Origin of the sequence: Arthrobacter sp. 2MCAF14 (genome assembly GCF_052115645.1) — a bacterium.
GTDB lineage: Bacteria > Actinomycetota > Actinomycetes > Actinomycetales > Micrococcaceae > Arthrobacter.
On record NZ_JBFRHB010000001.1, the window covers coordinates 33,611 to 56,121 of the forward strand.

Genomic DNA, 22,511 nt, shown 5'->3' on the forward strand with positions numbered 1-22,511 from the left:
CCGGCATGCGCGGCGGTCACCCACAGCCCGAACACACCAAGCCCAAACACGCACTTCCCGGCGATTCAGCAGCTGGCTTGACGGCCGTCGTCGCGGGCGGCGGCATTTCCGGCTTGCTCGCCGCCCGTGGACTGGCCAAAGCGGGCATCGCTGTCACCGTGCTCGAAGCGGGCGACTCATGGGGCGGTTGCGTGGGAAGCCACGAGGTTGGCGGCCTTGAGCTGGACAGTGGAGCGGAGTCCTTCGCCACGCGCTCCACTGCCGTGGCCGATCTCGCCCGCGATCTCGGGCTTGGCGGCAACATCGTGGCGCCCCATCCTGGAGGAGCCTGGGTTCAGTTGCCCGACGGTCCGCAGGAACTACCCAAGACCGGAGTGCTCGGAATTCCGGCGAACCCCTGGGACCCCGAGGTGCGGCGTTCCTTGGGCTTCGCCGGCTCCTTGCGGGCCTCGCTCGACCGCTACCTGCCTGCCTCGGTGGGCACTACAGCTGAGGTCACGAGCGTCTCTTCGTTGGTCCGGGCACGGATGGGCAAGCGGGTGCTCGAACGGCTTGTGGCACCCGTCGTCGGAGGAGTGCACTCCGCGGATCCCGGACTGCTCGACGTCGACATGGTGGCCCCGGGACTACGCGCAGCACTGCGCAAGCACGGTTCGTTGGCCGCCGCGGTGGCCAGCCAGCGCGCAGCCGGTTCAAGTCAAAACGGAACCGGGGCGGCGCAGGCCGGATCCGCCGTCGGCGGCTTGAAAGGCGGGATGAACACCCTGATCACCGCCCTCGTCGCGGAGCTGCGTTCTCAAGGTGTCACCCTGATTTCCGGTGCCCGAGTGGATTCCATCACGCGCACTGAAAGCGGCTGGCAAGTTTGGGCCGCGGACACAACGTACGATGCCGGGCGGCTCGTGGTGGCGCTCGACGGTCCGGCCGCCGTCGGGCTACTGGAGGAGGCGCTTCCGGAGCTGTCAGGGCTGCGTCCCGCCGCGGGCCCGCTGGTGAGCCTGGTGACCTTGGTGGTGGACGTGCCCGAACTGGACCGCCGCCCCCGCGGCACCGGCATTCTTGTCGCTCCGCAAACCGCTGGCATCGAGGCGAAGGCGCTCACGCATGCCACGGCGAAATGGGACTGGCTTGCGGAGGAAGCCGGCCCCGGCACGCACGTGCTGCGTCTGTCCTATGGACGGGGCGAGGGAGCGGACGCCCCTGAATCGGCGGCCGCGCTGGATAACGATGCCCTGTTTGAGGCTGCGCTCCGCGACGCCTCGACCTTGCTGACCGTGCCGATTGTCCGCGAAGACGTGCTCGATTGGGACGTCGTCCGGTGGGCGGGCGCTCTGCCGTTCGCCGCCGTCGGTCACAAACAGCGCGTTGCCGAGGTGCGCCGCATCTGTGCCGAAGCCGAGGGTCTGTCCGTTTTAGGCGGTTGGCTCGCGGGAAACGGCCTGGCTGCTGTGGTTGCCGACGCCCAAGCGCAAATAGACGCAATATTGTGAAATGCAGCACTTCTACGTCTTGTAGAAGTGCTGCATTTCGACTTAGCGGCATCCACGGGGCAGACTTGTACCATGAGCCACACTTCTGCCGAATCTGTCACTAAAACTGCCGAGTCCGAAGAGCAGTTCTTTACGCTGTGGACCGTGTTCAAGCGGTCGGACGATGTCCTGCGCAGCGCCGATGCTGTCCAGGATTTCGAGCAGCTGGCTGCCAAGCTGGCCGGGGACGGCGTTGTGCTCCGCGGAAGCTACGACGTCTCCGCCATGCGTTCCGACGCCGACATCATGGTGTGGCTCCACGGAGCCAAGCCCGAGGCCCTGCAACAGGCCGTCCGTGACATCCGCCGCAGCGCGCTGTTCGCCGGCACGGAGATCGTCTGGTCCGCCATGGGCGTCCACCGCGAAGCCGAATTCGCCAAGAACCACGTTCCGGCCTACGCCCGCGGCGTCGAGCCCAGCACCTGGCTCTGCGTCTACCCGTTCGTGCGCTCCTACGAGTGGTACATCCTGCCGGCCGAAGAGCGTGGAAAGATGCTGCGCGACCACGGCATGCTGGGCCGCGACTTCCCCCAGGTCATCTCCAACACAGTGTCCTCGTTCGCCTTGGGCGACTGGGAGTGGATCCTTGGCCTGGAAGCACCCGAACTCGTTGACCTGGTCGACCTCATGCGCCACCTGCGGGCCACGGACGCCCGCAACCACGTCCGCGAGGAAATCCCGTTCTACACCGGTCGCCGCATCACCGCCGCGGAGATCGCCGAGGTCCTCGCGTGAGCGGCCGCCACTCCGCCGGTCCGGCCAGCCTCACCGAGGTCAATGACGTCACCGAGGCCGGACGCATGGCCCCCAAAGAGTACGACGCCGTCCTCCTCGCCTCGTTCGGCGGACCCGAAGGCCAGGACGACGTCATTCCCTTCCTGCGCAGTGTGACCCGTGGCCGCGGCATCCCGGATGAGCGTCTCGAAGAGGTGTCCCACCACTACCGCGCCTTTGGCGGGATCAGCCCCATCAACCAGCAAAACAGGAACCTCAAGGCCGCCCTCGAGGCAGAGCTTGCGGCACGCGGCATCAGCCTGCCTGTGCTGTGGGGCAACCGCAACTGGGATCCCTACATCCCGCAAACCCTCCAGGAAGCCTACGACGCCGGCCACCGCAAGCTGCTGATGGTCACCACCAGTGCTTACTCCTGTTACTCCAGCTGCCGCCAATACCGCGAGGACATCGGCATTGCTCTGACGGAGACCGGCCTTGACGGCAAACTCGAGGTGGACAAGGTCCGCCAGTACTTCGACCACCCTGGCTTCGTCGAACCATTCGTGGAAGGAACGGCTGCGGGACTTGCGGAGGTCAAGGAGAAACTGGCCGCGGCCGGTCTCCAGGACGCTGCGGTGCACATCCTGTTTGCAACGCACTCCATTCCTACCCGCGACGCTGAGGCCGCCGGGCGTTCGGACGCCGAGCCCCGCGAGTTCGAGCAGGACTCGGCTTATGTGGCCCAACACCTGGCCGCCGGCGCCGAGGTTGTTCGGCGGGTTGAAGCCGAATCCGGACTCACCGCGCCATGGTCCTTGGTGTACCAGTCCCGTTCGGGCGCACCGAGTGTTCCATGGCTTGAGCCGGATATCAACGATGCCATCGAGGAACTGGCCGGCCAAGGGATCAAGGGCGTCGTGATCGTTCCGCTCGGCTTCGTCTCCGACCACATGGAAGTGGCCTGGGACCTGGACACCGAGGCCTTGGAAACGTGCAAGAATCTCGGGCTCAGCGCGACCCGCGTCCCCACGCCGGGAACCCACCGCAAGTTCGTTTCCGGCTTGGTGGACCTCATTTGCGAGCGGACTGCAGCCAACAACATCGCCGATCGCCCTGCCATGACCGGGCTGGGACCGTGGTACGACATCTGCCGTCCCGGCTGCTGTGCCAACTTCCGTGGAGAGAAGCCCACGATTGCGGGTGCGGACACCACCGTCGGCACTGGCCATGATGCCTACCCTGTAGGAGAAGGCGCGAAATGACCGTACGGATCGGCACCCGCGCGAGCAAGCTCGCGCTCACCCAAAGCCAGCAGACCGCGGACCAGCTGGCCGCCGTCGGTGGCTTTCCCGTTGAACTGGTGCGCATCAAGACCGAAGGCGATGTCCGGACGGGCTCGCTGTCCCAGATGGGCGGCACCGGAGTGTTCGTCGCAGCCCTTCGCGAAGCGCTGTTGGAGAACGCGTGCGACGTCGCGGTGCACTCCCTGAAGGATCTCCCCACGGGTGCGGCACCGGGACTCACGATTGCCGCAACGCCCAAGCGCGTCGACGTCCGGGACGCCTTGTGCGCCCGTGACGGTCTCAAGCTGGCGGATCTTCCGGCCGGCGCAAGGGTCGGTACCGGCTCGCCGCGTCGCGCTGCGCAGTTGCGCGCCGCCCGCCCGGATCTCGACGTCGTGGACATCCGCGGCAACGTGGACACCCGGCTGGGCCGCGTTCCGGGGCTCGCCGGCAACGCAGAAGATTCACCCGGCGACCTCGACGCCGTCGTCCTCGCCGCGGCGGGACTGGAACGGATCAGCAGGCTCGACGTCGTGACGGAGTTCTTTGAGACCGACGTCATGCTTCCCGCCCCCGGACAGGGCTCACTCGCGATCGAGTGCCGCACCGTCGACGCTCCAGGACAATCCGGCTCGGCCGAAAGTTCCCAGGGCGCTCTCGCCCAGGCCCTGGCCGCACTCAATGATGAAGACACCCGGCTGGCCGTCACCGCGGAGCGGGCCGTCCTGGCCCGCCTCGAAGCAGGCTGTGCTGCGCCCGTGGGCGCCTACGCTTACCGCAAGGGCAGCTTGCTGTACCTGGAAGCGGTCGTCTGTGCCGTGGACGGGAGCAAGTCCGTACGCGAGAAAAAGGCCACGGACGGGCTCACTGAGGTGGGCGCCACGTTGCTAGGCATCGAAGTCGCTGAGCTCCTGCTTGCCGCGGGTGCCGCGGACATCGCAGATCTTGCAGCTTCCCGATAACCGGAGCCAACAGGAGACGATGGGACGGCACAGCGCGGTGAAGTCGGGGGAGGCCCGGGTCCTTGAAGGCGCCCGGGTTCTTGTGACGCGCAGCCCTGATCGTGCCGCCCCGCTCGTCAGCGCCCTGCGGGAAGCCGGCGCGGAGCCGCTCTTGTTGCCCTTGATCGACTTTGAGCGTGCCCGCGACCAGCATTCCCTCGAGGTCGCCTTGGACGCCCTCCTCGCGGGAGCGTACGGCTGGCTGGTGGTCAGCAGTATCACGACGGTGCGCGCCCTGAAGGAGAAAGCGGCCGAGCGTCGCTTGGAGTTGACGGACCTGATTCCGGATTCCGTCCGGATCGCGACGATTGGTCCGTCAAGCCGGCGGGTCCTCGAAGCGGAGGGCATTCCCGTGGACCTCGCGCCGGAAGACGTCCAGTCGGCCGCGGGACTCGTGGCGGTCTGGCCGACAGGCCCGGCCAATGTGCTGTTGCCCCAAGCGGACATCGCCGATTCGATGTTGGCGGAGGGGATCGAAGCCAAGGGAGCCGCGGTCCAGCCAGTGACGGCCTACCACACCGTGGACTACCCCGCGGCCCCCGAACGCAGGCTGACTGCTGCCTTGGTAGCGGCGAACGGCTGGAAGACAGGGGCGGGATCCGGGGCGCCGGAGCTCACCCCCGAAGCCGCCAAGGCCGAACTTTCCGGCGGCCGGCTCCACGCCGTCGTCGCCGCGTCACCCAGTGCGGCACGCCGCATCCACGCCTCGCTGGGGCCGCTGCAGGATTGCCGCTTTATTGCGATCGGGCGCTCGACGGCGGCAGAGGCTGCCGCTCTCGGCATCCCGGTCGCGGCAACCGCCAAAGAACCCACGCCCGACGGCATCGTGACCGCCCTACGCACCGTATTCGCCACCGAAGGGAACGAAAGTTGAGCTTTCCAAACCACCGGCCCCGCCGGCTCCGCACCACCCCCGCCATGCGCCGGATGACCGCCGAACACCGGCTGGCTCCCGCGGATCTCATCCTGCCCGCCTTTATTCGCGAAGGACTCAGCGAACCGGCTCCGATCAGCTCCATGCCCGGTGTCGTGCAGCACACCACCGACTCGCTCAAGCGCGCCGCTGCGGAAGCCGTGGAACTCGGTGTCAGCGGCATCATGCTGTTCGGTGTCCCGGCCGTCCGCGATGCCCGAGGAACCGCCTCCCTGGATCCGGACGGCGTGCTGAACAAAGCCATCCGCGACGTCCGGGCGGAAGTCGGCGATGACCTGGTTGTCATGGGCGACGTGTGCCTCGACGAATTCACCGACCACGGCCACTGCGGCGTCCTGGACGCCAACGGCTACGTGGACAACGACGCCACCCTCGAAATCTACGCTCAAATGGCCGTAGCCCAGGCCGACGCCGGTGCCCACGTCCTGGGGCCGTCCGGGATGATGGATGGCCAGATCGCCGTGATTCGTCAGGCCCTTGAAGAGGCCGGACACCAGAACACCGCGCTCCTGGCCTACGCGGCGAAGTACGCCTCCGCCTACTACGGCCCTTTCCGCGAAGCCGTGGACTCGCAGCTCAAGGGTGACCGCCGGACGTACCAGATGGATGCCGCCAACCGCCGCGAAGCCATCATCGAGGTGGAACTCGACCTCGAAGAGGGCGCCGACATGGTGATGGTCAAGCCGGCCATGAGCTACCTCGACATCCTCGCCGACGTCGCCGCCATGAGCCCGGTTCCCGTGGCGGCCTACCAAATCTCCGGCGAATACGCCATGATCGAAGCGGCTGCCGCGAACGGCTGGATCGATCGCCGCGGCGCCATCACAGAATCCGTGCTCGGCATCAAGCGGGCCGGCGCCGACATGGTGCTGACGTACTGGGCCTCCGAGCTTGCCGGCTGGCTTAAGGAGTCCTGATGACAGATACCGCTTCCACTCCCACGGCCCCTGTCGGAGCTACGGAGATCCTCCTCGGACTGAATACTTTCGGTGACGCCGGGGTGGACGCCGGCGGCAACCCGAAACCGCATGCACAGGTTTTGCGGGAGCTGCTGGCGGAAGCGGAACTGGCGGACGCCGTCGGGCTTCATGCCTTTGGGGTGGGGGAGCACCACCGCCGCGACTTCGCTGTCTCGGCGCCCGAAGTGTTCCTGGCGGCCGCCGCCGCCCGGACATCGCAGATCAAACTCGGTTCGGCGGTCACCGTGCTCAGCTCCGACGACCCCATCAGGGTCTTCCAGCGCTTCTCGACCGTTGACGCGATCTCCAACGGTCGTGCGGAGGTGATGCTGGGCCGCGGCTCCTTCGTGGAATCGTTCCCCCTATTCGGCCTGGACCTGGCGGACTACGAAGTCCTGTTCGAGGAGAAGCTGGAACTCTTCGACAAGGTCCGGGCGCAGAAGCCCGTGCATTGGGAAGGCCGTACCCGGCCGAACGTGAACGGAATGAGCGTTTTTCCGCCGCTGGAACACCACTTGCTGCCAACGTGGATCGGTGTGGGTGGAACCCCCGAGTCGGTGCTGCGCTGCGCCCAATACGGCTATCCGATTATCTTCGCCATCATCGGCGGGGAGCCGCGCCGTTTTGCCCCCTTGGTGGACCTGTACCGCGAGGCAATGGGGAAATACGGACACAACATGCAGCAGATTGCCACCCACTCGCCCGGCTACGTCGCTCCCACCGACGAGCAGGCCCGGGAGGAACTGTTCCCGCATTGGCTGGCCCAGCGCAACCGCATCGGCGCGGAACGCGGTTGGGGACCGGCGAGCAGGGGCGAGTTCGACGCCATGTGCGGACCTGAGGGAGCACTTTACGTGGGTTCCCCGGAAACGGTCGCCCGGAAGATCGTTTTGCTGAAGCGGAACCTCGGCGTTGACCGTTTCGACCTCAAATACAGCAATGGAACCCTGCCGCACGAATCCATGATGCGCTGCATAGAACTCTTCGGCACCGTGGTGGCCCCACTGGTGGCCAAGAAGCTTGCCGGCGCCTGAACCGTCCCGAATCCCTGAAAGAATGGACACCATGACTTCAAACACCCCTGTCTCCGACCAGCTGTTCGACCGCGCCCGTTCCCTGATGCCTGGCGGCGTCAACTCTCCGGTGCGCGCCTTCGGTTCCGTTGGCGGGACCCCGAAGTTCATGGTTTCGGCGCAGGGTCCGTACCTGACCGACGCGGATGGCCGCGAATACGTAGACCTCGTCTGCTCATGGGGTCCGGCGCTGCTGGGTCACGCGCACCCGGCCGTCCTCGAAGCCGTCCACGCCGCCGTCGACCGCGGCTTGTCCTTCGGCGCCTCTACGCCCGATGAGGCAAACCTCGCCGCGATCGTCAAGGAACGCGTCTCCGCCGTCGAACGCATCCGCATGGTGTCCACGGGCACCGAGGCCACCATGACCGCCGTACGCTTGGCTCGCGGGTTCACTGGCCGCAACCTGATCGTGAAGTTCGCGGGCTGCTACCACGGCCACCTCGATGGACTGCTCGCCGCCGCTGGTTCGGGCCTTGCGACCATGGCACTGCCCGGTTCGGCCGGTGTCACTGAAGCTGCCGCCGCTGAAACCCTCGTCCTGCCGTACAACGACCTCGGCGCGGTGGAAGCCGCTTTCGCTGCGCACGGCAACAACATCGCTGCCGTCATCACCGAAGCCGCTCCCGCCAACATGGGCGTCGTCACCCCGGACGAAGGCTTCAACGCAGGGCTGTCCCGCATCACCCGCGAACACGGCGCGCTGTTGATCCTGGACGAGGTGCTCACCGGCTTCCGCACGGGCTACGCGGGCTACTGGGGCCTCACTGGCCGCCAGGAAGGCTGGATGCCGGACCTGCTGACCTTCGGCAAGGTCATCGGCGGCGGCATGCCGACGGCGGCCCTCGGCGGGCGTGCTGACGTCATGGATTACCTTGCGCCCCTTGGTCCGGTGTACCAGGCAGGAACCTTGTCCGGGAACCCGGTGGCAATGGCCGCAGGCGTCGCCACCCTGACGCTCGCGACCCCGGAGGTCTACAGCTTCGTGGATGCCCGCTCGCTGGAACTTTCGGCGGCACTCTCGTCGGCGCTGGACACTGCCGGCGTGGACCACTCGATCCAGCGCGCAGGGAACCTCTTCTCCGTGGCCTTCGGCACTTCGGCCAACGGCGTCCACAACTACGCCGACGCCCAGGCCCAAGATGTCTTCCGCTACGCACCGTTCTTCCACTCCATGCTGGACTCCGGCGTCTACCTGCCGCCCTCGGTCTTCGAGGCATGGTTCCTGTCCGCTGCCCACGACGACGTCGCCATGAACCGGATCTTTGACGCGCTCCCTGCAGCAGCCAAAGCGGCCGCGGAGGCCACCGCCCTGTAACGCCACTTTCCCGATGCTGCGCAGCCTGCTCCTTGCACGCCCCGCCGGGCCGGGAGCAGGCTGTGGGCAACGATCGAATCTACAAGGCGATGATTCATCTGCTCAAGCCGTCCAGAATTTCAGTGCTCATCCTCTTCGCCCTGATGGCCGGGGCATTTGTCGGCATTGCGCATGCCGACGCCCCTGACCGCGGGTTCCCGGCCGTCGGAGACCCGCCCCCGGCGCCAGGCACTCCCCAGGCCGCCCCAACGCCTCGGTTTTCCAACTCTCCGTCCGCGGGATCGCCGAGTGCTTCTGCAACGCCGGCCGGTCCTACTGAGCTGCCGCCGCCACCGCACCCGACGCCGGAACAGCGGCTCGCGGGCCTGACCCTGGAGCAAAGGGTAGGGCAATTGTTCATGGTGGCGGCCAAGGCCGACGGAAGCGATTCGGGCGCAGTGGCCGATCTCCTGAACAACCACGTCGGCAATATCTATTTGGCCGGACGCAGCCAGGCCGGCGTCTCGGCGACGGCATCAGTTGTGGAAACGCTGAGGGCGGCGATTTCGCCGGCCTCAAGCCGTGGCTTGCCTCTGTCCGTCGCGACGGACCAGGAGGGCGGCTCCGTCCAAGTCCTCCGGGGACCTGGATTCCTGCCTATTCCCGCAGCCTTGGACCAAGGCAACTCGAGCCCCGAACAACTACGCGCCGACGCTCGGAACTGGGGGGCCGAACTCTTGCAGGCCGGCGTGAATGTTGACTTGGCGCCGGTACTGGATACGGTTCCCAGCCCCGAATTTGCGCCCTCGAACAAGCCCATTGGGGCGTTCAAGCGTGAATACGGCTTCACCCCGGCCGCGGTGTCCGAGCACGGGAACGCGATGGCGGCCGGACTGCGGGACGCGGGGGTGGCGCCCGTGGTCAAGCATTTCCCAGGAATGGGGCGCGTCAGCCTGAACACTGACGTCAGCGCGAACGTCCACGACGCCGAAACCACCCGGACGGATCCGTACCTGATGCCGTTCAAAGCCGCGATCGACAGCGGACTCCGGTGGGTCATGATTTCGAACGCCTACTACGACAAGATCGATCCCGACCATGTGGCCCCGTTTTCGTCGGTGATCATGCGCACCATGTTGCGGACGGACGCGGGGTTCACCGGCATCATCGTGTCTGATGACCTTTGCAACGCCGTGCAGCTGTCGCCCTGGAGCATGGGGGATAGGGCAACGAACTTCATCGGGGCAGGCGGCACCATGGTTCTGTGCGCAGACACCGCTTCAGTTCCGGCGATGTACGCCCAGGTCCTGCAACGTGCGCAGGCCGATCCTGAATTCCGCAAATCAGTCGATGCCGCTGCTTTGACTGTTCTTCAAGTGAAGGCAGGGCAGTAGCCCCGGTTACAGGCCGGGGCGGACGTGAAAAATCCCCGGTTTCCGGACGATTCACCACTGTGGGTGGTTCGTGCGGAAACCGGGGATCTTCGTTGTTAAGGCCTAGAGCACGTCCGAAAGGAAGCCCTTCAGGCGATCGGTCCGCGGCTCGGTGAAGAGTTGTTCCGGCGATCCGGTCTCTACGACGACGCCTGCGTCCATGAACGTCACGGTGTCGGACACGTTCCTTGAGAAGCCCATTTCGTGGGTTACCACCACCATGGTCATGCCGCCCTTGGCCAGATCGGTCATGAGCGCTAGAACGCCCTTGACCAGTTCAGGGTCCAGGGCCGATGTTGCTTCGTCGAAGAACATCACCTCGGGCTTCATGGCGAGCGCTCGGGCAATGGCCACTCGCTGCTGTTGCCCGCCGGAGAGGTTGGCTGGCCGGGCGTCGGCCTTGTGCTTGAGTCCTACGAGGTCCAGTTGGGCCAGGGCATCCTCCCGTGCCTGCTCCTTGGACATGCCACGGAGCTTCCGCAGTGCGAGGGAGACATTTTCCGCTACGGTCTTGTGCGGGAACAGGTTGAACTGTTGGAAAACCATGCCGATCCGCCGGCGCAGTTCATCCGGGTTGTCCTTGAGCACCGAACGGCCATCGAGCAAAATGTCACCCTGCTCGGGTTCGATGAGCCGGTTCATGACCCGCAGGAGCGTGGATTTCCCCGAGCCGGAAGGACCGATCACGGAAGCCGTGGTGCCCTTCTCGACGTGCAGGTCTATGCCGCGCAGGACATGGTTGGACCCGAAGGACAAATGGATGTTTTTAGCCGTCAGTGTTCCTGAAGCGAACTCGCTCATGCCTGGGCTCCCTTCCCGACGACGGCGGCCGCCTCGTCCGGTTCCTTCTTTTCCGGTCGCCCCGAACGCAGGCGGCGGTCCAGCCAGTTCACGAAATGCGTGAGCGGAATCGTCATGACCAGGTAGAACAGGCCCGCCGCCACGTAGGGGGACAGATTGCCGCTCGTAGACGCAAAGTCCTTGCCGATCTGGAAGACTTCCCGTTCAGAGGCGAGGAGACCCAGGACGAACACGAGGGAGGACTCCTTGATCAGCGCAATGAACTGGTTCACGAGCGCGGGCAGCACGCGGCGTACACCCTGGGGAACCACCACAAGCCGCATGGCAGGGCCGTAGCCGAACCCCAGTGCTCGTGTTGCCTCGAGCTGCCCCTTGTCGACGCTCTGGATGCCCGAGCGGAAGATCTCGCCGATGTACGCCGCCGACATCAGGGACAGAGCCGCGACAGCCAACGGGTACGGGCTTGTTGAGCCCGTCAAATGCCGGATGATGGGTCCGAAACCGAGGCCGATCACGAGGATCGTGAGCACTGCCGGGAGCCCGCGGAGGACATCCGTGTAGATCCTGGCAATCCACCGGGCGACAGGATTCCGGGAGATCCCCATGAGGGCGAGCAACATCCCGAGCAGCGTTCCGATGATGCCGGAGGTGACGGCGAGGACAAGCGTGTTCGGCAAGCCGACCGCGAACATCTTGGGGATGACTTCGCCCATCGCCTTCCAGTCGAGGAAGGTCTCGCCGAGCTGTTTGAGGATTTCCTGGAGATCCATGGAATGCCTGGGTTACTTGGCCGGGATCTGGACAGCCTTGCTGCCCGGCTTCCAGCCCTGCGGGGTCTGCTCCGCCGTCGTCGGGCGGTCCTTGTACCACTCGGCAGTCAGCTTGGTCCAGGTACCGTCCGCGATCACGGCGTCAAGGCCGGAGTTGAGGGCATCGAGCAGAGGCTGGTTGTCCTTGTTCACGGCCCAGGCGGTGAAGTTCTGGGTGTTCACGACCTTTTCGGCGATCTTGGTGTTGTCGCCGTCCTTGACCTGGCCGGTTGCCTGCTGCGACGGGGCGACCCAGGCGTCAACCTGGCCGCTCTTCACGTTGGCGTAAACCGTGTTGTAGTCCGGGAAGCGGACGGGCTCAAGCTTGAGCGTGTTGGTGACGTAGTCGTCCTGGACGGTGCCCTGAACGACGCCGATGCGGACGTCGGACTTGAGGTCCGCGAAGCCCTTGATCTTGGAGTCGGACTTGGTCACGACAGCCATGTAGCCGAAGTCGTAGCCATTCGTGAACCCGACCGACTCGCGGCGCTTGTCCGTGGTGGAGATCGAGGAGGATCCGACGTCGAACTGCTTGTTCTTGACCTGGGAGAGCAGTGCGGAGAAGTCAGTGGAGGCGAACTCGACCTTGAGGCCCAGCTTGGCTCCAACCGCGCGCAGCAGCTCGTTGTCATAGCCGGTGAACTTGCCCGAGGGATCGATGAAGATGTTCGGCGGGGCGTCCGAGAGGGTGCCGACGCGCAGGGTGCCGTCGGTGATGAGGCCCAGCTTGGACTTGTCGATCTTGTCCAGCGGAGTGACGTCCTTGGTGGTGTACTTGTCCAGAGTCTTCTGGTCGCTGCCTTGGAGGGCATCGGTCGGCGAGGCGCTGCTGGTGCTGCCCGCTCCGCCACCACACGCGGCCAGGGAGACCGCCAGGATTGCAGCCACGGGGACAGCAGAGAACCACTTCAGGGCTTTGATTTTCATCAAGCAAATCACTTTCATCGGGGAACACGCGTTCGTATCGAGACGGGCGGGGAACGCAGCCAAAGCAGGTTTGGGCCGCAATATCAGGACTCGACCCGCCAAACTTAATTATGTCATCCGCCCATTCAGCGATAAATTGACGGCGATAAGACGTGGGATTCCCGGAAACTCCGAATCAAATTCAAGATCGAATGGAAATTGCGCTTGAAGTGCCGCGCCCCTCAGGCGTCGAGGTGAATTCGTGACTGACGTCCAGCTGGCTTTCAGGCAATAAGCGCCATGTGACGTGCGTCCCATCATGCGGACTCTGGAAAAGCGTCCGATACGTGGACGGGCGCTATGAAAGTCCGGCCGCTTTAGAAGTCTCCCCGGCTGGCATCTTCCGGGGGAAGGACCGGCCAATTGCCTTCGATGACGGCTGTCGGTTTGGTCTTGCGCAGGTAGCTCTGGAAATCGGCGGCCTGTGCAGCCGCCCAATCGACCTGGAGGTGGTGCAGCTTGGAAGCGGGCATTTGCAGTTTCGGGAACTTGCCGGCCATGGCATCGAGGACGCGCAGCGTGGCGAGGGCGTCTGCAGCGGAGGTGTGGGCGTTATCGAGGTTCACACCGTACTCCTCGCACAAAGCGGTCAGGGTCCGCTTGCCCTTGCGGTACCGGTCGACCTGCTTGTTCATGACGTAGGGGTCAAGCACGGGGAAACGGCTAAGTTGCGGCACACCGTAGCGGGCGGATTCGGCCGACAGGACCGTGAAGTCATAGCTGGCGTTGAATGCAATGACCGGCACGCCGTCGTCGAAAAGTTCCTGGAGCGCTGCCGCGAGTTCGCGCGTCACTTCTGCCGCCGGACGGCCCTCGGCCTTCGCCTTTTCCGTGGTGATGCCGTGGATCTCGCTGGCCTCCAGGGGGATCTCCACTCCAGGGTCCGCCAACCATTCGAGTTCCTTGACGATGCCGCCGTCGTCGTCCACTACCGTGACGGAAGCGGTGACGATCCGCGCGGAACGGGAGTTCCGTCCCGTGGTCTCAAGGTCGAACGCGGCGCGGGGGAGGGTGTTCCAGGAGCTCATGCTTCAACGCTACCGGCGCCCTCCGACAAGAACCGGAGCGACACTCCTTCTGCGCCGATCCTGCGGCGCATGCCGATAGGCTGGTGGCATGCGGATGGAGTTTGTGACGGCGGTACTGGCCGTCGTGGATCTCATGCCGCCCGGCGTCGCCGTGTCGTATGGGGATGTTGCCGAGCTTCTGGGCTCAGGCGGTCCCCGGCAGATCGGATCGGTCATGAGCCACCATGGGAGCACAGTGGCTTGGTGGCGCGTACTGCGTGCAAGCGGGGAAGCGCCCCCAGGACTTGAGTCGGAAGCGCTACATCACTACTTGGATGAGGGAACGCCGCTGCACGGCGCCTACGCGGAGTATCTGCGGACCGGCGAGGGCCGCTGGCGGGTTGACCTGTCCCTGGCCCGGTGGGCTCCGACGAACCGCGATTTCGACAGTATCGACGCGATCTCAGGCCAACTCGAGCGTCAGCTTCATAAATTGTCGGTACCCGATGATGAAATGACCGTGTGAGTCCAACACCAACACCTCAAGCAACAACGCAGGAAGCAACACAGGCACAACCGCGGCAGGCACAGTCGCGGCAAGCGCCCGCCCGGTTGCGCCTGCTTCCCCCGCGCGAGGTCCGCTACGCAGCGCCGGAGTTGCCAGCCGACCAGGCCGCCGTCGTCGGGCTCACGCACGGATCCGGGCCGGTCCTGATACCGGGGGCGCCGGGCACCGGAAAATCCACTGTGCTGGTGGAAACCGCCGTCCGCCGGGTTCAGCGTGACGGCGTGGATCCGGAACGGATCCTGATTCTCGCACCCGGCCGGCATGCGGCGTCGGCGTTGCGGGACACCTTTACAGGGCGGCTGGACCGCAGCTTGAGTACGACGCCGGCGCGCACCTGGGCGTCATACGCTTTCGATCTGATCCGGCGAGCCAAGGCCGAGGGCGTGCTGCCGCTGCAGCGGCCGCCCAAATTGCTCTCGGGGCCGGAACAGGACCTCATCATCAAGGAACTGCTGGAGGGGCACGCCCGGCCGGGCTTCGAACTTCCCTGGCCGCAGGACTTGTCCGCCGCGTTGCCAACTCGGGGTTTCCGGCAGGAGATCCGGCAACTCTTCGACCGGATCATCGAATCCGGCCGCACTGCGGACGATCTCACGTCACTTGCGTATGAATGCGGCAGACCGGACTGGATCGCTGCCGCAGACCTCTATTCGGAGTACCGGGATGTCCTGGACCTGCGCATGCCGGAGGCCTTTGACCCGGCAGGAATCATTACCGCCGCGCGCCAAATCTTCCAGGACTCGCCCGGATTCCTGGCGGCAGAGCGCGAGCGGCTGCAGTTGATCCTGGTGGACGACGTCCAAGAGGCAAACCCCGCCGTGTTTGAACTGCTCGCGGACATCGCGGAAGGAAAGGACGTTTTGGTGGCGTCCTCCCCGGACACCGTCGTCCAGGGGTTCCGCGGCGCACGACCGGACCTTGTCGCAGAACTGCCGCGGCTTCTCGGAGGCCTTGCGGGTACCGTGCGTGAGCTTCCGCTATGGCACACTCACCGGCACCTCCCCGACGTCGCAAAAGCGTGGACGGGCGTGGCTGCCCGCATCTCGCAGCGTGCGGGAGGCCAGTTGGCCCGGCGTCTGGACCCACTTCCTGCATCGGCAGAGGAGACTCGTTCCGGAGGTAGCCAGGCCATGGGTCGGGTGGAAGCACATGTCCTTCCCTCCACAGTCCACGAATTGCGCTACGTGGCACAACGCATCCTTGAAGCACAGCTGCGCGAAAACCACGAGTTCGGCGACATCGCAGTGATTGTGCGCAACGGTGGGCAATTGGCGCAGCTCCAGCGCTATCTGAGCGGTCAGGGAATCCCGGTCCGCGTCCCCGTCGCGGACTCGGCTGTCCGCGACGAAGTGGCTGTCCGTCCCCTGCTTGAGGTGTACGGCGTGGTGCTGGATGCTGCCAAGCTGACGCCTGAGTCTGCCGTCTCGCTTCTCACGTCGAGGATCGGCGGGGCTACCGCCATCGAGTTGCGCCGCCTGCGGCAATCCCTGCGCCGTGAGGAACTGTTGGGCGGTGGTGGACGGTCCAGCGATGCGTTGCTGGTTGAAGCGTTGCTGGAGCCTGGGGCACTGGGTTCTTTGGGCATCGAGGGTAATTCGGCCCGCCGTTTGGCCCGCATGATCGCGGCGGGACGTTCGGCGGCCGCCGAACCCGGAGCTAACGCGGAGACGGTGTTGTGGGCGTTGTGGCAAGCCACCGGCCTGGCTTCGCGCTGGACGGAAATGGCGCTCGACGGCGGCGCGGCCGGCGCCCGGGCGGACCGGGACCTTGACGCCATGATGGCACTGTTCCACACTGCCGAGCGCTATGTCGACCAGCTCCCAGGCTCCGGTCCCGAACAGTTCCTCGAGTATCTGCTCAGCCAGGAACTCCCCATGGACACCCTTGCCGCCAGGGCACAGTTGGAGGAAGCGGTGGAGCTCATGACGCCGGCCAGCGCGGCCGGGCGGGAGTGGGCCGTGGTCATCGTGGCGGGTCTACAGGAGGGCGTCTGGCCCAATACGAGGCTCCGTGGTGAACTCCTCGGGAGTACTTTGTTCGCCGATGCCGTGGAGCATGGAGTCGAACATGCCCTGCAACGCGGGCCCCTCAGCAGGCTGCGCGATATCCGCTACGACGAACTGCGCAGCTTCTCCACAGCAGTTTCGCGGGCCCGGGAAGTCCTCATCTGCACCGCGGTTTCTTCCGAAGACGAGCAGCAGTCTGCCTTTCTCGACTACGTGGCCCCGTTGGAACCGGGACAGTACCAACGTGAGTACACACCGGTTGGCCGGCCCATGACGCTGCGTGCCTTGGTGGCAGAGCTGAGGCAGCGCGTTCAGCCGGACGACGCCGCGCTTGCCCGCCCGGGCGTCGCCGAGGATGCGGCTGAAGCTGCGCGCGTGCTGGCACACCTTGCCACCGCAGAGCCCGCAGTGCCGGGCGCGCATCCGGATTCCTGGTGGGGTCTGGCACCGCTTAGCAGCGAGGCGCCGGTGGTCCCGGCGGAAGGCACGGTGTTCGTTTCTCCTTCGAAGGTGGAAACTGTGCACGAATCGCCGTTGGATTGGTTTGTCCAGGCGGCCGGGGGCGAAGCCGCTACCGACTTTGCCCGCAGCCTGGGCACCTTGGTTCATGCGATTGCCCAGGAGTTGCCCGATGCTTCCGGCGCGGAATATGTCGCCGAGCTCGTGCGTCGCTGGCCGACCCTGGGCATGAAGGACAACTGGGAGGGCAGGCTGGACTTCCAACGGGCAGAGCAGATGGTCCGGAAACTCGCCCAATACGTCCTTGTCATGCGGAGCGAAGGCCGAAGCCTGGCCGGGGTGGAAGTGGACTTCGAGGTTCCTCTTCCGGAGGTGCGTCTGGGCCACGTTGCCGAGGATTCCGATGTTGTCCGGAACGCCGTCCTTCGGGGACAAGTGGATCGTTTGGAAATAGATGCAGAGGGCAGGCTAGTGATTGTCGACCTCAAGACGGGCAAACGCCAGCCGGGCAAAGCCGAACTCGCCAGGCACCCCCAGCTCGGTGCGTATCAGGCGGCGGTACTGCACGGGGCGTTCCAGGATCTGCCTGTTCCGGGGCTTGTTCCCGGCGGTGCCGTGCTGGCACAGCTGGGGACCAAGACAAAAACGCCTGCGGTCCAAGTGCAGGAGCCCCTGGACCCGGGAGATAACTGGGCACAGGACCTTGTCAGCGAGGCCGCCGTGCTCATGGCCGGAGCAAGCTTCGAAGCACGTCACGATCCCTCGAAAGGGAGCCATGGAGGCCACAGCTGCCGACTGCCCGATATTTGCCCGTTGTGCGCCAGGGGAAAGCAGGTCACGGAATGACCGTCCAGACACTCGCGGGAATTGAGGCCGGAGACGCCGCCGAAGATGCCGCGGTCCTGCCGGAACCTCGATTTTCGCCCGGCGAATTGGCCGATATCCTCGGCGAACGGAACCGTCCCACGGACGAACAATCCGCGATTATTGCGTCACCGTTGACCCCCCGGCTGGTCATCGCCGGCGCCGGATCGGGAAAGACCGCAACCATGGCGGACCGTGTGGTATGGCTCGTCGCGAACGGATTCGTTCGCCCCGAAGAGGTCCTTGGCGTCACCTTCACCCGTAAAGCCGCAGGGGAGCTGGCCAGCCGTATCCGCGCGAAATTGGCCACCCTGCAGCGCATCGCGTCCTCGGACAACGGGCAGTACGGCTTCCCGGAGGGCGTTGCAGGCTCCGATGAGCTTGAACCCAAAGTGTCTACGTACCATTCCTACGCCAGCGGGATCGTATCCGACTACGGCCTGCGCCTGGGCATCGAGCGCGATGTGGTGCTGCTCGGCGGCGCCCAGGCCTGGCAGCTCGCGAGTGAAGTGGTCGAAGCGTACGACGGCGACTACGAGCACTTCACCGCTGCCAAGTCCACGTTGGTCAATGCCGTGATGCAGTTGGCCGGCGAGTGCGCCGAACACTTGCGAGAACCAGCCGAGGTCCAGTGCTGGTTGATGGACCGGGTGTCCGAATTCGCGCAATTGCCCTATGTGTCCGCGGCGAAAAAGAACCCGAGCCAAGCTGCCGGTGATCTCGGCGCCATGTTGCGTACCAGGGCCAGCGTCGCGGACATGGTGGGGCGATACCAAGAGGCCAAGAGGAATCGCGGCGTCCTCGACTTCGGCGACCTCGTTGCGCTCGCCGCGAAGATCGCCCAGGACATACCCTTGGCCGCTGCCACCGAACGGGCCCGCTACAAGGTGGTGCTGTTGGATGAATTCCAGGACACCTCGCACGCGCAACTGGTCCTGTTCTCCCGCCTGTTCGGGGGAGGGCACGCTGTGACGGCGGTGGGGGACCCGAACCAGTCCATCTATGGGTTCAGGGGTGCTTCCGCCGGCCAACTGTTCCACTTTGTCCAGGAATTTCCCGTCCGGGTGGAAGACGGTTTTGTAACGGCATCCCTTACAACTGCACCCACCTCGTACCTGACCACCGCGTGGCGGAACGGGCGCAACATCCTGGCCGCCGCCAATGTCATTTCCGCCCCTCTGAACAAGGCCGCCGCGAATGACGGAGCCCCGGGCTCCAGGGCCGACGACGGTTCCGTCGCAGTGCCTCCGCTGCAGCCGAGCCCGGCAGCCGTGGACGGCAACGTCGTTCTCGGACGATTTGCCACCGACGAAGACGAAGCCGCAGCGATTGGGCGGGACGTCCGGCGCTACCGGCGCACAGTCTTTGAAACCGCGGCCGACGGTACGCCGGTTTCTCCCACCATGGCGGTGCTATGCCGCCGCCGGGCGCAGATGGAGTGCTTGCGGCGGGAATTCGAGGTCCAGGGGATCCCCTACGAAATAGTCGGCCTCGGCGGGCTCCTCGACACCCCTGAAGTAGTGGACCTCGTTGCCGCGCTCCGGGTCCTCGCCGATCCCGGCCGTTCCGATGCCCTGATGCGTTTGCTGGCAGGCGCCCGGTGGAGGATCGGAACTGCTGATCTGATGGCATTCCGCGACTGGTCCCAGTTCCTCGCAAGGCGGCGATCCCACGGCGGTGCGGGGGACCGCGGCGCCCCAAACGATGCGTCAATCGCGGACGAAAGCCCGATGGAGACGGTCGTGGAGAGCGACATTACTGATGCGGCCAGCCTTGTGGAAGCGCTGGACTTCCTGCCACGCCCGGGGTGGACTTCCGGCCACGGACGCTCGCTCAGCGCGGAGGCTTTGGACCGTCTTGGCCGGCTGTCTGCGGAACTTCGGAACCTGCGGGGATTCATCGGAGACGATCTGACCACGCTGATCGGCGAGGTGGAACGTGCCATGCTGCTGGACATTGAGGTCGCTGCGAAGCCCGGCACGAGTATCCACCAGGCCCGCCGGAACCTGGACGCATTCCACGATGCCGCGGCGGGTTTCCTGCAGACTTCGCAGCGCGTGGACCTTCTGGCTTTCCTGGGCTGGCTTGAAGCGGCCGCATCGGAAGAAGGCGGACTGGACATGGCCGACGCCGAGGTGAACCACGAAGCCGTGCAATTGCTGACAGTCCACGCCTCCAAAGGATTGGAATGGGACGTTGTTTTCGTCCCCGGTCTCAACGCCGGAGCCTTTCCGAGCAACCGGGACTCCCGGTGGAGCAGCGGTACCGCTGCCTTGCCATGGCCCCTTCGTGGCGACCGGGCGGATCTCCCTCAATGGGATCTGGACCAGCCGGACCAAAAGGGCTGGCTGGACGCCGAAAAGGACTTCAAATCGAAAGTCCAGCACCACGGCGAAGCCGAAGAGCGGCGACTCGCCTACGTTGCCTATACCCGCGCAAAGTTCGTCCTGTGGGCATCGAGCGCCGCGTGGAATGGTTCCCGGGCAGGCATTGCCGAGACGTCACCTTTCCTTGCAGAGCTGGCCGGCCTTGCCGGTGAGGCAGGAGACAGCGAGGGCGGAGCATCGGCTGCCATTCACCCGCAGTCCCTCAGCGAAGACGCGCTGCCCACTGAGAGTCCCTTGACAGTCGGCGCCGAGGTGGCGATCTTCCCCTATGATCCGCTCGAAGGTCCAAGCGACCCTCGCACAGGGGAACGGCTCCGCTTGGTACCGGGGCGGCGGGCCGCCATGGAGGCGGCAGCAACCCGGGTCAGGGAGGCCATCGAGGGACTGCGGACGGATTCGCCGCTGGTCGTCGATGCCTCGGGGACCTCCCTACGCGGTGCCGCAGCGGGCTGGGCCGCCGAAGCGGAGTTGTTGTTGGAACGGCAGTTGCGGCGGAAGCCCGTCCAGGACGTCCATTTGCCCGGACACATCTCGGCATCGATGTTCGTTGACCTGGGAGACGACCCCAGCGCGGTCCTGGCCCAGCTCCGGCGCCCGGTGCCCCGGCAACCCGGGATCTCGGCACGCAAAGGCACCGCTTTCCATTCCTGGGTGGAGGAATACTACGGAACCACCGGCATGCTGGATATCGACGAAGCCCCCGGCTCTGACTCCCACATTGACGAAGCCTATGGACTTGACGACATGGTGGCGACGTTCAGCAATTCAGAATGGGCACACCGGTCCCCGGCCTTCGTTGAAGTTCCCGTGGAAACAAGGATCGGGGACGTCGTGGTTCGCGGACGGATTGACGCAGTCTTCCAAAGCGCCGATGGCATATGGGAACTGGTGGACTGGAAAACGGGCAAACGCCCGGCCGGGAGTCAACTCAAGACGCGTGCGGTGCAACTGGCCGTCTACCGGCTGGCATGGGCGCGCCTCAAGGGTGTTCCGTTGGATCACGTCAGTGCAGCGTTCTACTACGTTGCCGATGACGCTGTCGTGAGGCCCCATGACCTGGGCACGGCCGAAGAACTGGAGAAGATCATCGCTTCCGCGCTGGGTAGCCGAACCGATAGGCAGCCGAAGCCGCTAGGCAGCCGAAACCACGGCAGCCAAGCCGGGAAGGACTAGTGGTCCTTGGCGTCTTGGAGCGGCGCGGGCTCCACTATCTGGAGGGCCGTCGTCGAGGTGTCGTCAGCTTCGGACGGCGCCTCCGGCGTCGGGTTGATCCCGTCTGCTGAATCTCCCGAAGGCTCCGGGATAGCTGTAACACTCACCGTCGGCTTTGCGGAGTCGCCCTCGGGGGCCTTCTCTTCCGAAGCCATAACGACTGCCGGTGCTGCCGGCCCTTCCGCGGCGGCAAGTTCCGCGGCGGCAAGTTCCGCAGCTGCAAGTTCCGCCGCGGCATCTGCCTCCTCGGCTGCCAACGCGTTCTGCTCCTCGATGTCGTCGGCGAGGGATTTGAGCATCGCCTCGGCCTCTGCCGTCATCTCGCTGTGACCGGCTGCCAAGGCCTTGACGAGATACTGGGCCAGGGCGAATTCGGCGAGAAGTGCCGAGCGTCGGAGCAGATGGCCATCGGGCGTGTCCCGCCGGGCTTCCGTGTAGTGCCGCAATACGGACTCCACGAAGCGCTGTTCGTTTGAGGCCACGAGCCAGGCGAAATCATCGGCGGGATCGCCGATGCGCAGATCGGTCCACCCCGTCACCGCCGTCACGCTGTCGCCGTCGACCAGCAGATTGTCTTCATGGAGATCGCCGTGGACCACGCACGGGTTGAAGCGCCACAGCGCCACGTCCTCGAGTGCGTGCTCCCAGCGACGCAACAGCGCGGGCGGAATCTTGCCCGTGGTGGCGGCCTGGTCCAGCTCGTTCAACTTGCGCTGGCGGAATTCGTTGGCCGTGTAGCTGGGAAGATCGGCGTTATTGACGAGCGATTGGGGGAGATCGTGGACGGCGGCCAGTGCCACACCGATCTCCTTGGCCAAGGCATCACTGCAGGTCGACAACTCTTCGATGCTGCGCGTGGCACCAGCCAAGTGGGCGTACACAAATGTGCTCAGCGCACCTTGGCGAACGGTTCCGGCCACAGTGGGCATCAGAAAAGGCAGCTCGGCCCGGATCGCCGGAGCGAAAGCCCGCAGAATCATGAATTCGGTTTCCAGCCGGGTGCTGGCTTCCGGATGGCGCGGCGAACGGACACGCCACCGTTTGCCCTCCGAGTCCAGCAGAAGCGCCGAATCGAAATCGGCAGCATCATCCGGGGCGGTGGCGGCAGCCATCGGCGTCAGGCCGGGCACCGCCGCAGTAGCTACAGCGGCCAGTTCGAACGGTGTTCTTCTCACGCCTTCCACGGTAGATTGACAAGCGCTTCTGGCAGCG

At 65.3% G+C, this 22,511-nt stretch carries 17 protein-coding genes; 12 read left to right on the forward strand and 5 right to left on the reverse strand.

Features of this window, described 5'->3' with window-relative positions; all coding sequences use genetic code 11:
- Positions 1-5: 5 nt before the first annotated feature.
- The 9 genes from hemG (at position 6) to AB4074_RS00225 (ending at position 10,181) form a co-directional block, all read left to right on the forward strand.
- Positions 6-1,490, forward strand: coding sequence for a protoporphyrinogen oxidase (gene hemG, locus AB4074_RS00185; protein ID WP_441411602.1), 1,485 nt, complete (start codon positions 6-8; stop codon positions 1,488-1,490).
- 72 nt (positions 1,491-1,562) lie between these two features.
- Positions 1,563-2,264, forward strand: coding sequence for a hydrogen peroxide-dependent heme synthase (gene hemQ, locus AB4074_RS00190; RefSeq protein WP_441411603.1), 702 nt, complete (start codon positions 1,563-1,565; stop codon positions 2,262-2,264).
- 65 nt (positions 2,265-2,329) lie between these two features.
- Positions 2,330-3,505 (forward strand): ferrochelatase, encoded by a 1,176-nt coding sequence (locus AB4074_RS00195; protein WP_441411833.1) that lies wholly within the window; start codon positions 2,330-2,332, stop codon positions 3,503-3,505.
- Complete coding sequence (gene hemC, locus AB4074_RS00200; RefSeq protein WP_441411604.1) at positions 3,502-4,488, forward strand: hydroxymethylbilane synthase; 987 nt, start codon at positions 3,502-3,504, stop codon at positions 4,486-4,488. Before AB4074_RS00195 ends, hemC begins: the two co-directional genes overlap by 4 nt.
- Positions 4,489-4,507: 19 nt before the next feature.
- A complete protein-coding gene (locus AB4074_RS00205; protein ID WP_441411605.1) occupies positions 4,508-5,401 on the forward strand; it encodes a uroporphyrinogen-III synthase in 894 nt (297 codons plus the stop codon).
- Entirely contained in the window at positions 5,398-6,378 is a 981-nt protein-coding gene (gene hemB / locus AB4074_RS00210) for a porphobilinogen synthase (RefSeq protein ID WP_441411606.1), read from the forward strand. The genes AB4074_RS00205 and hemB overlap by 4 nt, the downstream gene beginning before the upstream one ends.
- Positions 6,378-7,454: an LLM class flavin-dependent oxidoreductase gene (locus AB4074_RS00215; RefSeq protein ID WP_441411607.1), complete on the forward strand. Its 1,077-nt coding sequence runs from the start codon at positions 6,378-6,380 to the stop codon at positions 7,452-7,454. The genes hemB and AB4074_RS00215 overlap by 1 nt, the downstream gene beginning before the upstream one ends.
- 31 nt (positions 7,455-7,485) lie before the next feature.
- Entirely contained in the window at positions 7,486-8,808 is a 1,323-nt protein-coding gene (gene hemL / locus AB4074_RS00220) for a glutamate-1-semialdehyde 2,1-aminomutase (protein WP_437770885.1), read from the forward strand.
- A gap of 62 nt (positions 8,809-8,870) precedes the next feature.
- On the forward strand, positions 8,871-10,181 hold the full coding sequence (locus tag AB4074_RS00225; protein WP_441411608.1) for a glycoside hydrolase family 3 N-terminal domain-containing protein: 1,311 nt from the start codon (positions 8,871-8,873) through the stop codon (positions 10,179-10,181).
- A 102-nt stretch (positions 10,182-10,283) separates the two neighbouring features.
- On the opposite strand, the gene AB4074_RS00230 is transcribed toward AB4074_RS00225, so the two are convergent.
- From AB4074_RS00230 to AB4074_RS00245, 4 genes are all read right to left on the reverse strand, one after another.
- Entirely contained in the window at positions 10,284-11,021 is a 738-nt protein-coding gene (locus AB4074_RS00230; protein ID WP_236811991.1) for an amino acid ABC transporter ATP-binding protein, read from the reverse strand.
- Positions 11,018-11,791 (reverse strand): amino acid ABC transporter permease, encoded by a 774-nt coding sequence (locus tag AB4074_RS00235; RefSeq protein ID WP_236811990.1) that lies wholly within the window; start codon positions 11,789-11,791, stop codon positions 11,018-11,020. Before AB4074_RS00235 ends, AB4074_RS00230 begins: the two co-directional genes overlap by 4 nt.
- A 12-nt stretch (positions 11,792-11,803) precedes the next feature.
- Positions 11,804-12,757, reverse strand: a complete 954-nt coding sequence (locus tag AB4074_RS00240) for an ABC transporter substrate-binding protein (protein ID WP_437770882.1) — start codon at positions 12,755-12,757, stop codon at positions 11,804-11,806.
- A 356-nt stretch (positions 12,758-13,113) separates the two neighbouring features.
- Entirely contained in the window at positions 13,114-13,824 is a 711-nt protein-coding gene (locus tag AB4074_RS00245; protein ID WP_441411609.1) for a 3'-5' exonuclease, read from the reverse strand.
- 88 nt (positions 13,825-13,912) lie between these two features.
- Here AB4074_RS00245 and AB4074_RS00250 point away from each other — a divergent pair, with 88 nt between their 5' ends.
- The 3 genes from AB4074_RS00250 to AB4074_RS00260 all read left to right on the forward strand — a co-directional run bounded on the left by AB4074_RS00250 (position 13,913) and on the right by AB4074_RS00260 (position 21,260).
- Positions 13,913-14,329, forward strand: a complete 417-nt coding sequence (locus AB4074_RS00250; protein WP_441411610.1) for an MGMT family protein — start codon at positions 13,913-13,915, stop codon at positions 14,327-14,329.
- Between the two features lie 86 nt (positions 14,330-14,415).
- Complete coding sequence (locus tag AB4074_RS00255; protein ID WP_441411834.1) at positions 14,416-17,682, forward strand: ATP-dependent helicase; 3,267 nt, start codon at positions 14,416-14,418, stop codon at positions 17,680-17,682.
- Positions 17,679-21,260, forward strand: a complete 3,582-nt coding sequence (locus AB4074_RS00260; protein WP_441411611.1) for an ATP-dependent helicase — start codon at positions 17,679-17,681, stop codon at positions 21,258-21,260. The genes AB4074_RS00255 and AB4074_RS00260 overlap by 4 nt, the downstream gene beginning before the upstream one ends.
- On the opposite strand, the gene AB4074_RS00265 is transcribed toward AB4074_RS00260, so the two are convergent.
- Positions 21,257-22,474, reverse strand: coding sequence for a macrolide 2'-phosphotransferase (locus AB4074_RS00265; protein WP_441411612.1), 1,218 nt, complete (start codon positions 22,472-22,474; stop codon positions 21,257-21,259). The genes AB4074_RS00260 and AB4074_RS00265 overlap by 4 nt on opposite strands.
- Positions 22,475-22,511 lie beyond the last annotated feature (37 nt).

Coding starts and splice junctions, on each gene's coding strand:
- hemL (WP_437770885.1), top strand. CDS start 7,486: ATGACTTCAAACACCCCTGTCTCCGACCAGCTGTTCGACCGCGCCCGT.
- AB4074_RS00245 (WP_441411609.1), bottom strand. CDS start 13,824: ATGAGCTCCTGGAACACCCTCCCCCGCGCCGCGTTCGACCTTGAGACC.
- AB4074_RS00205 (WP_441411605.1), top strand. CDS start 4,508: ATGGGACGGCACAGCGCGGTGAAGTCGGGGGAGGCCCGGGTCCTTGAA.
- AB4074_RS00250 (WP_441411610.1), top strand. CDS start 13,913: ATGCGGATGGAGTTTGTGACGGCGGTACTGGCCGTCGTGGATCTCATG.
- hemC (WP_441411604.1), top strand. CDS start 3,502: ATGACCGTACGGATCGGCACCCGCGCGAGCAAGCTCGCGCTCACCCAA.
- AB4074_RS00230 (WP_236811991.1), bottom strand. CDS start 11,021: ATGAGCGAGTTCGCTTCAGGAACACTGACGGCTAAAAACATCCATTTG.
- AB4074_RS00215 (WP_441411607.1), top strand. CDS start 6,378: ATGACAGATACCGCTTCCACTCCCACGGCCCCTGTCGGAGCTACGGAG.
- AB4074_RS00195 (WP_441411833.1), top strand. CDS start 2,330: ATGGCCCCCAAAGAGTACGACGCCGTCCTCCTCGCCTCGTTCGGCGGA.
- hemG (WP_441411602.1), top strand. CDS start 6: ATGCGCGGCGGTCACCCACAGCCCGAACACACCAAGCCCAAACACGCA.
- AB4074_RS00240 (WP_437770882.1), bottom strand. CDS start 12,757: ATGAAAATCAAAGCCCTGAAGTGGTTCTCTGCTGTCCCCGTGGCTGCA.
- AB4074_RS00260 (WP_441411611.1), top strand. CDS start 17,679: ATGACCGTCCAGACACTCGCGGGAATTGAGGCCGGAGACGCCGCCGAA.
- hemQ (WP_441411603.1), top strand. CDS start 1,563: ATGAGCCACACTTCTGCCGAATCTGTCACTAAAACTGCCGAGTCCGAA.
- AB4074_RS00235 (WP_236811990.1), bottom strand. CDS start 11,791: ATGGATCTCCAGGAAATCCTCAAACAGCTCGGCGAGACCTTCCTCGAC.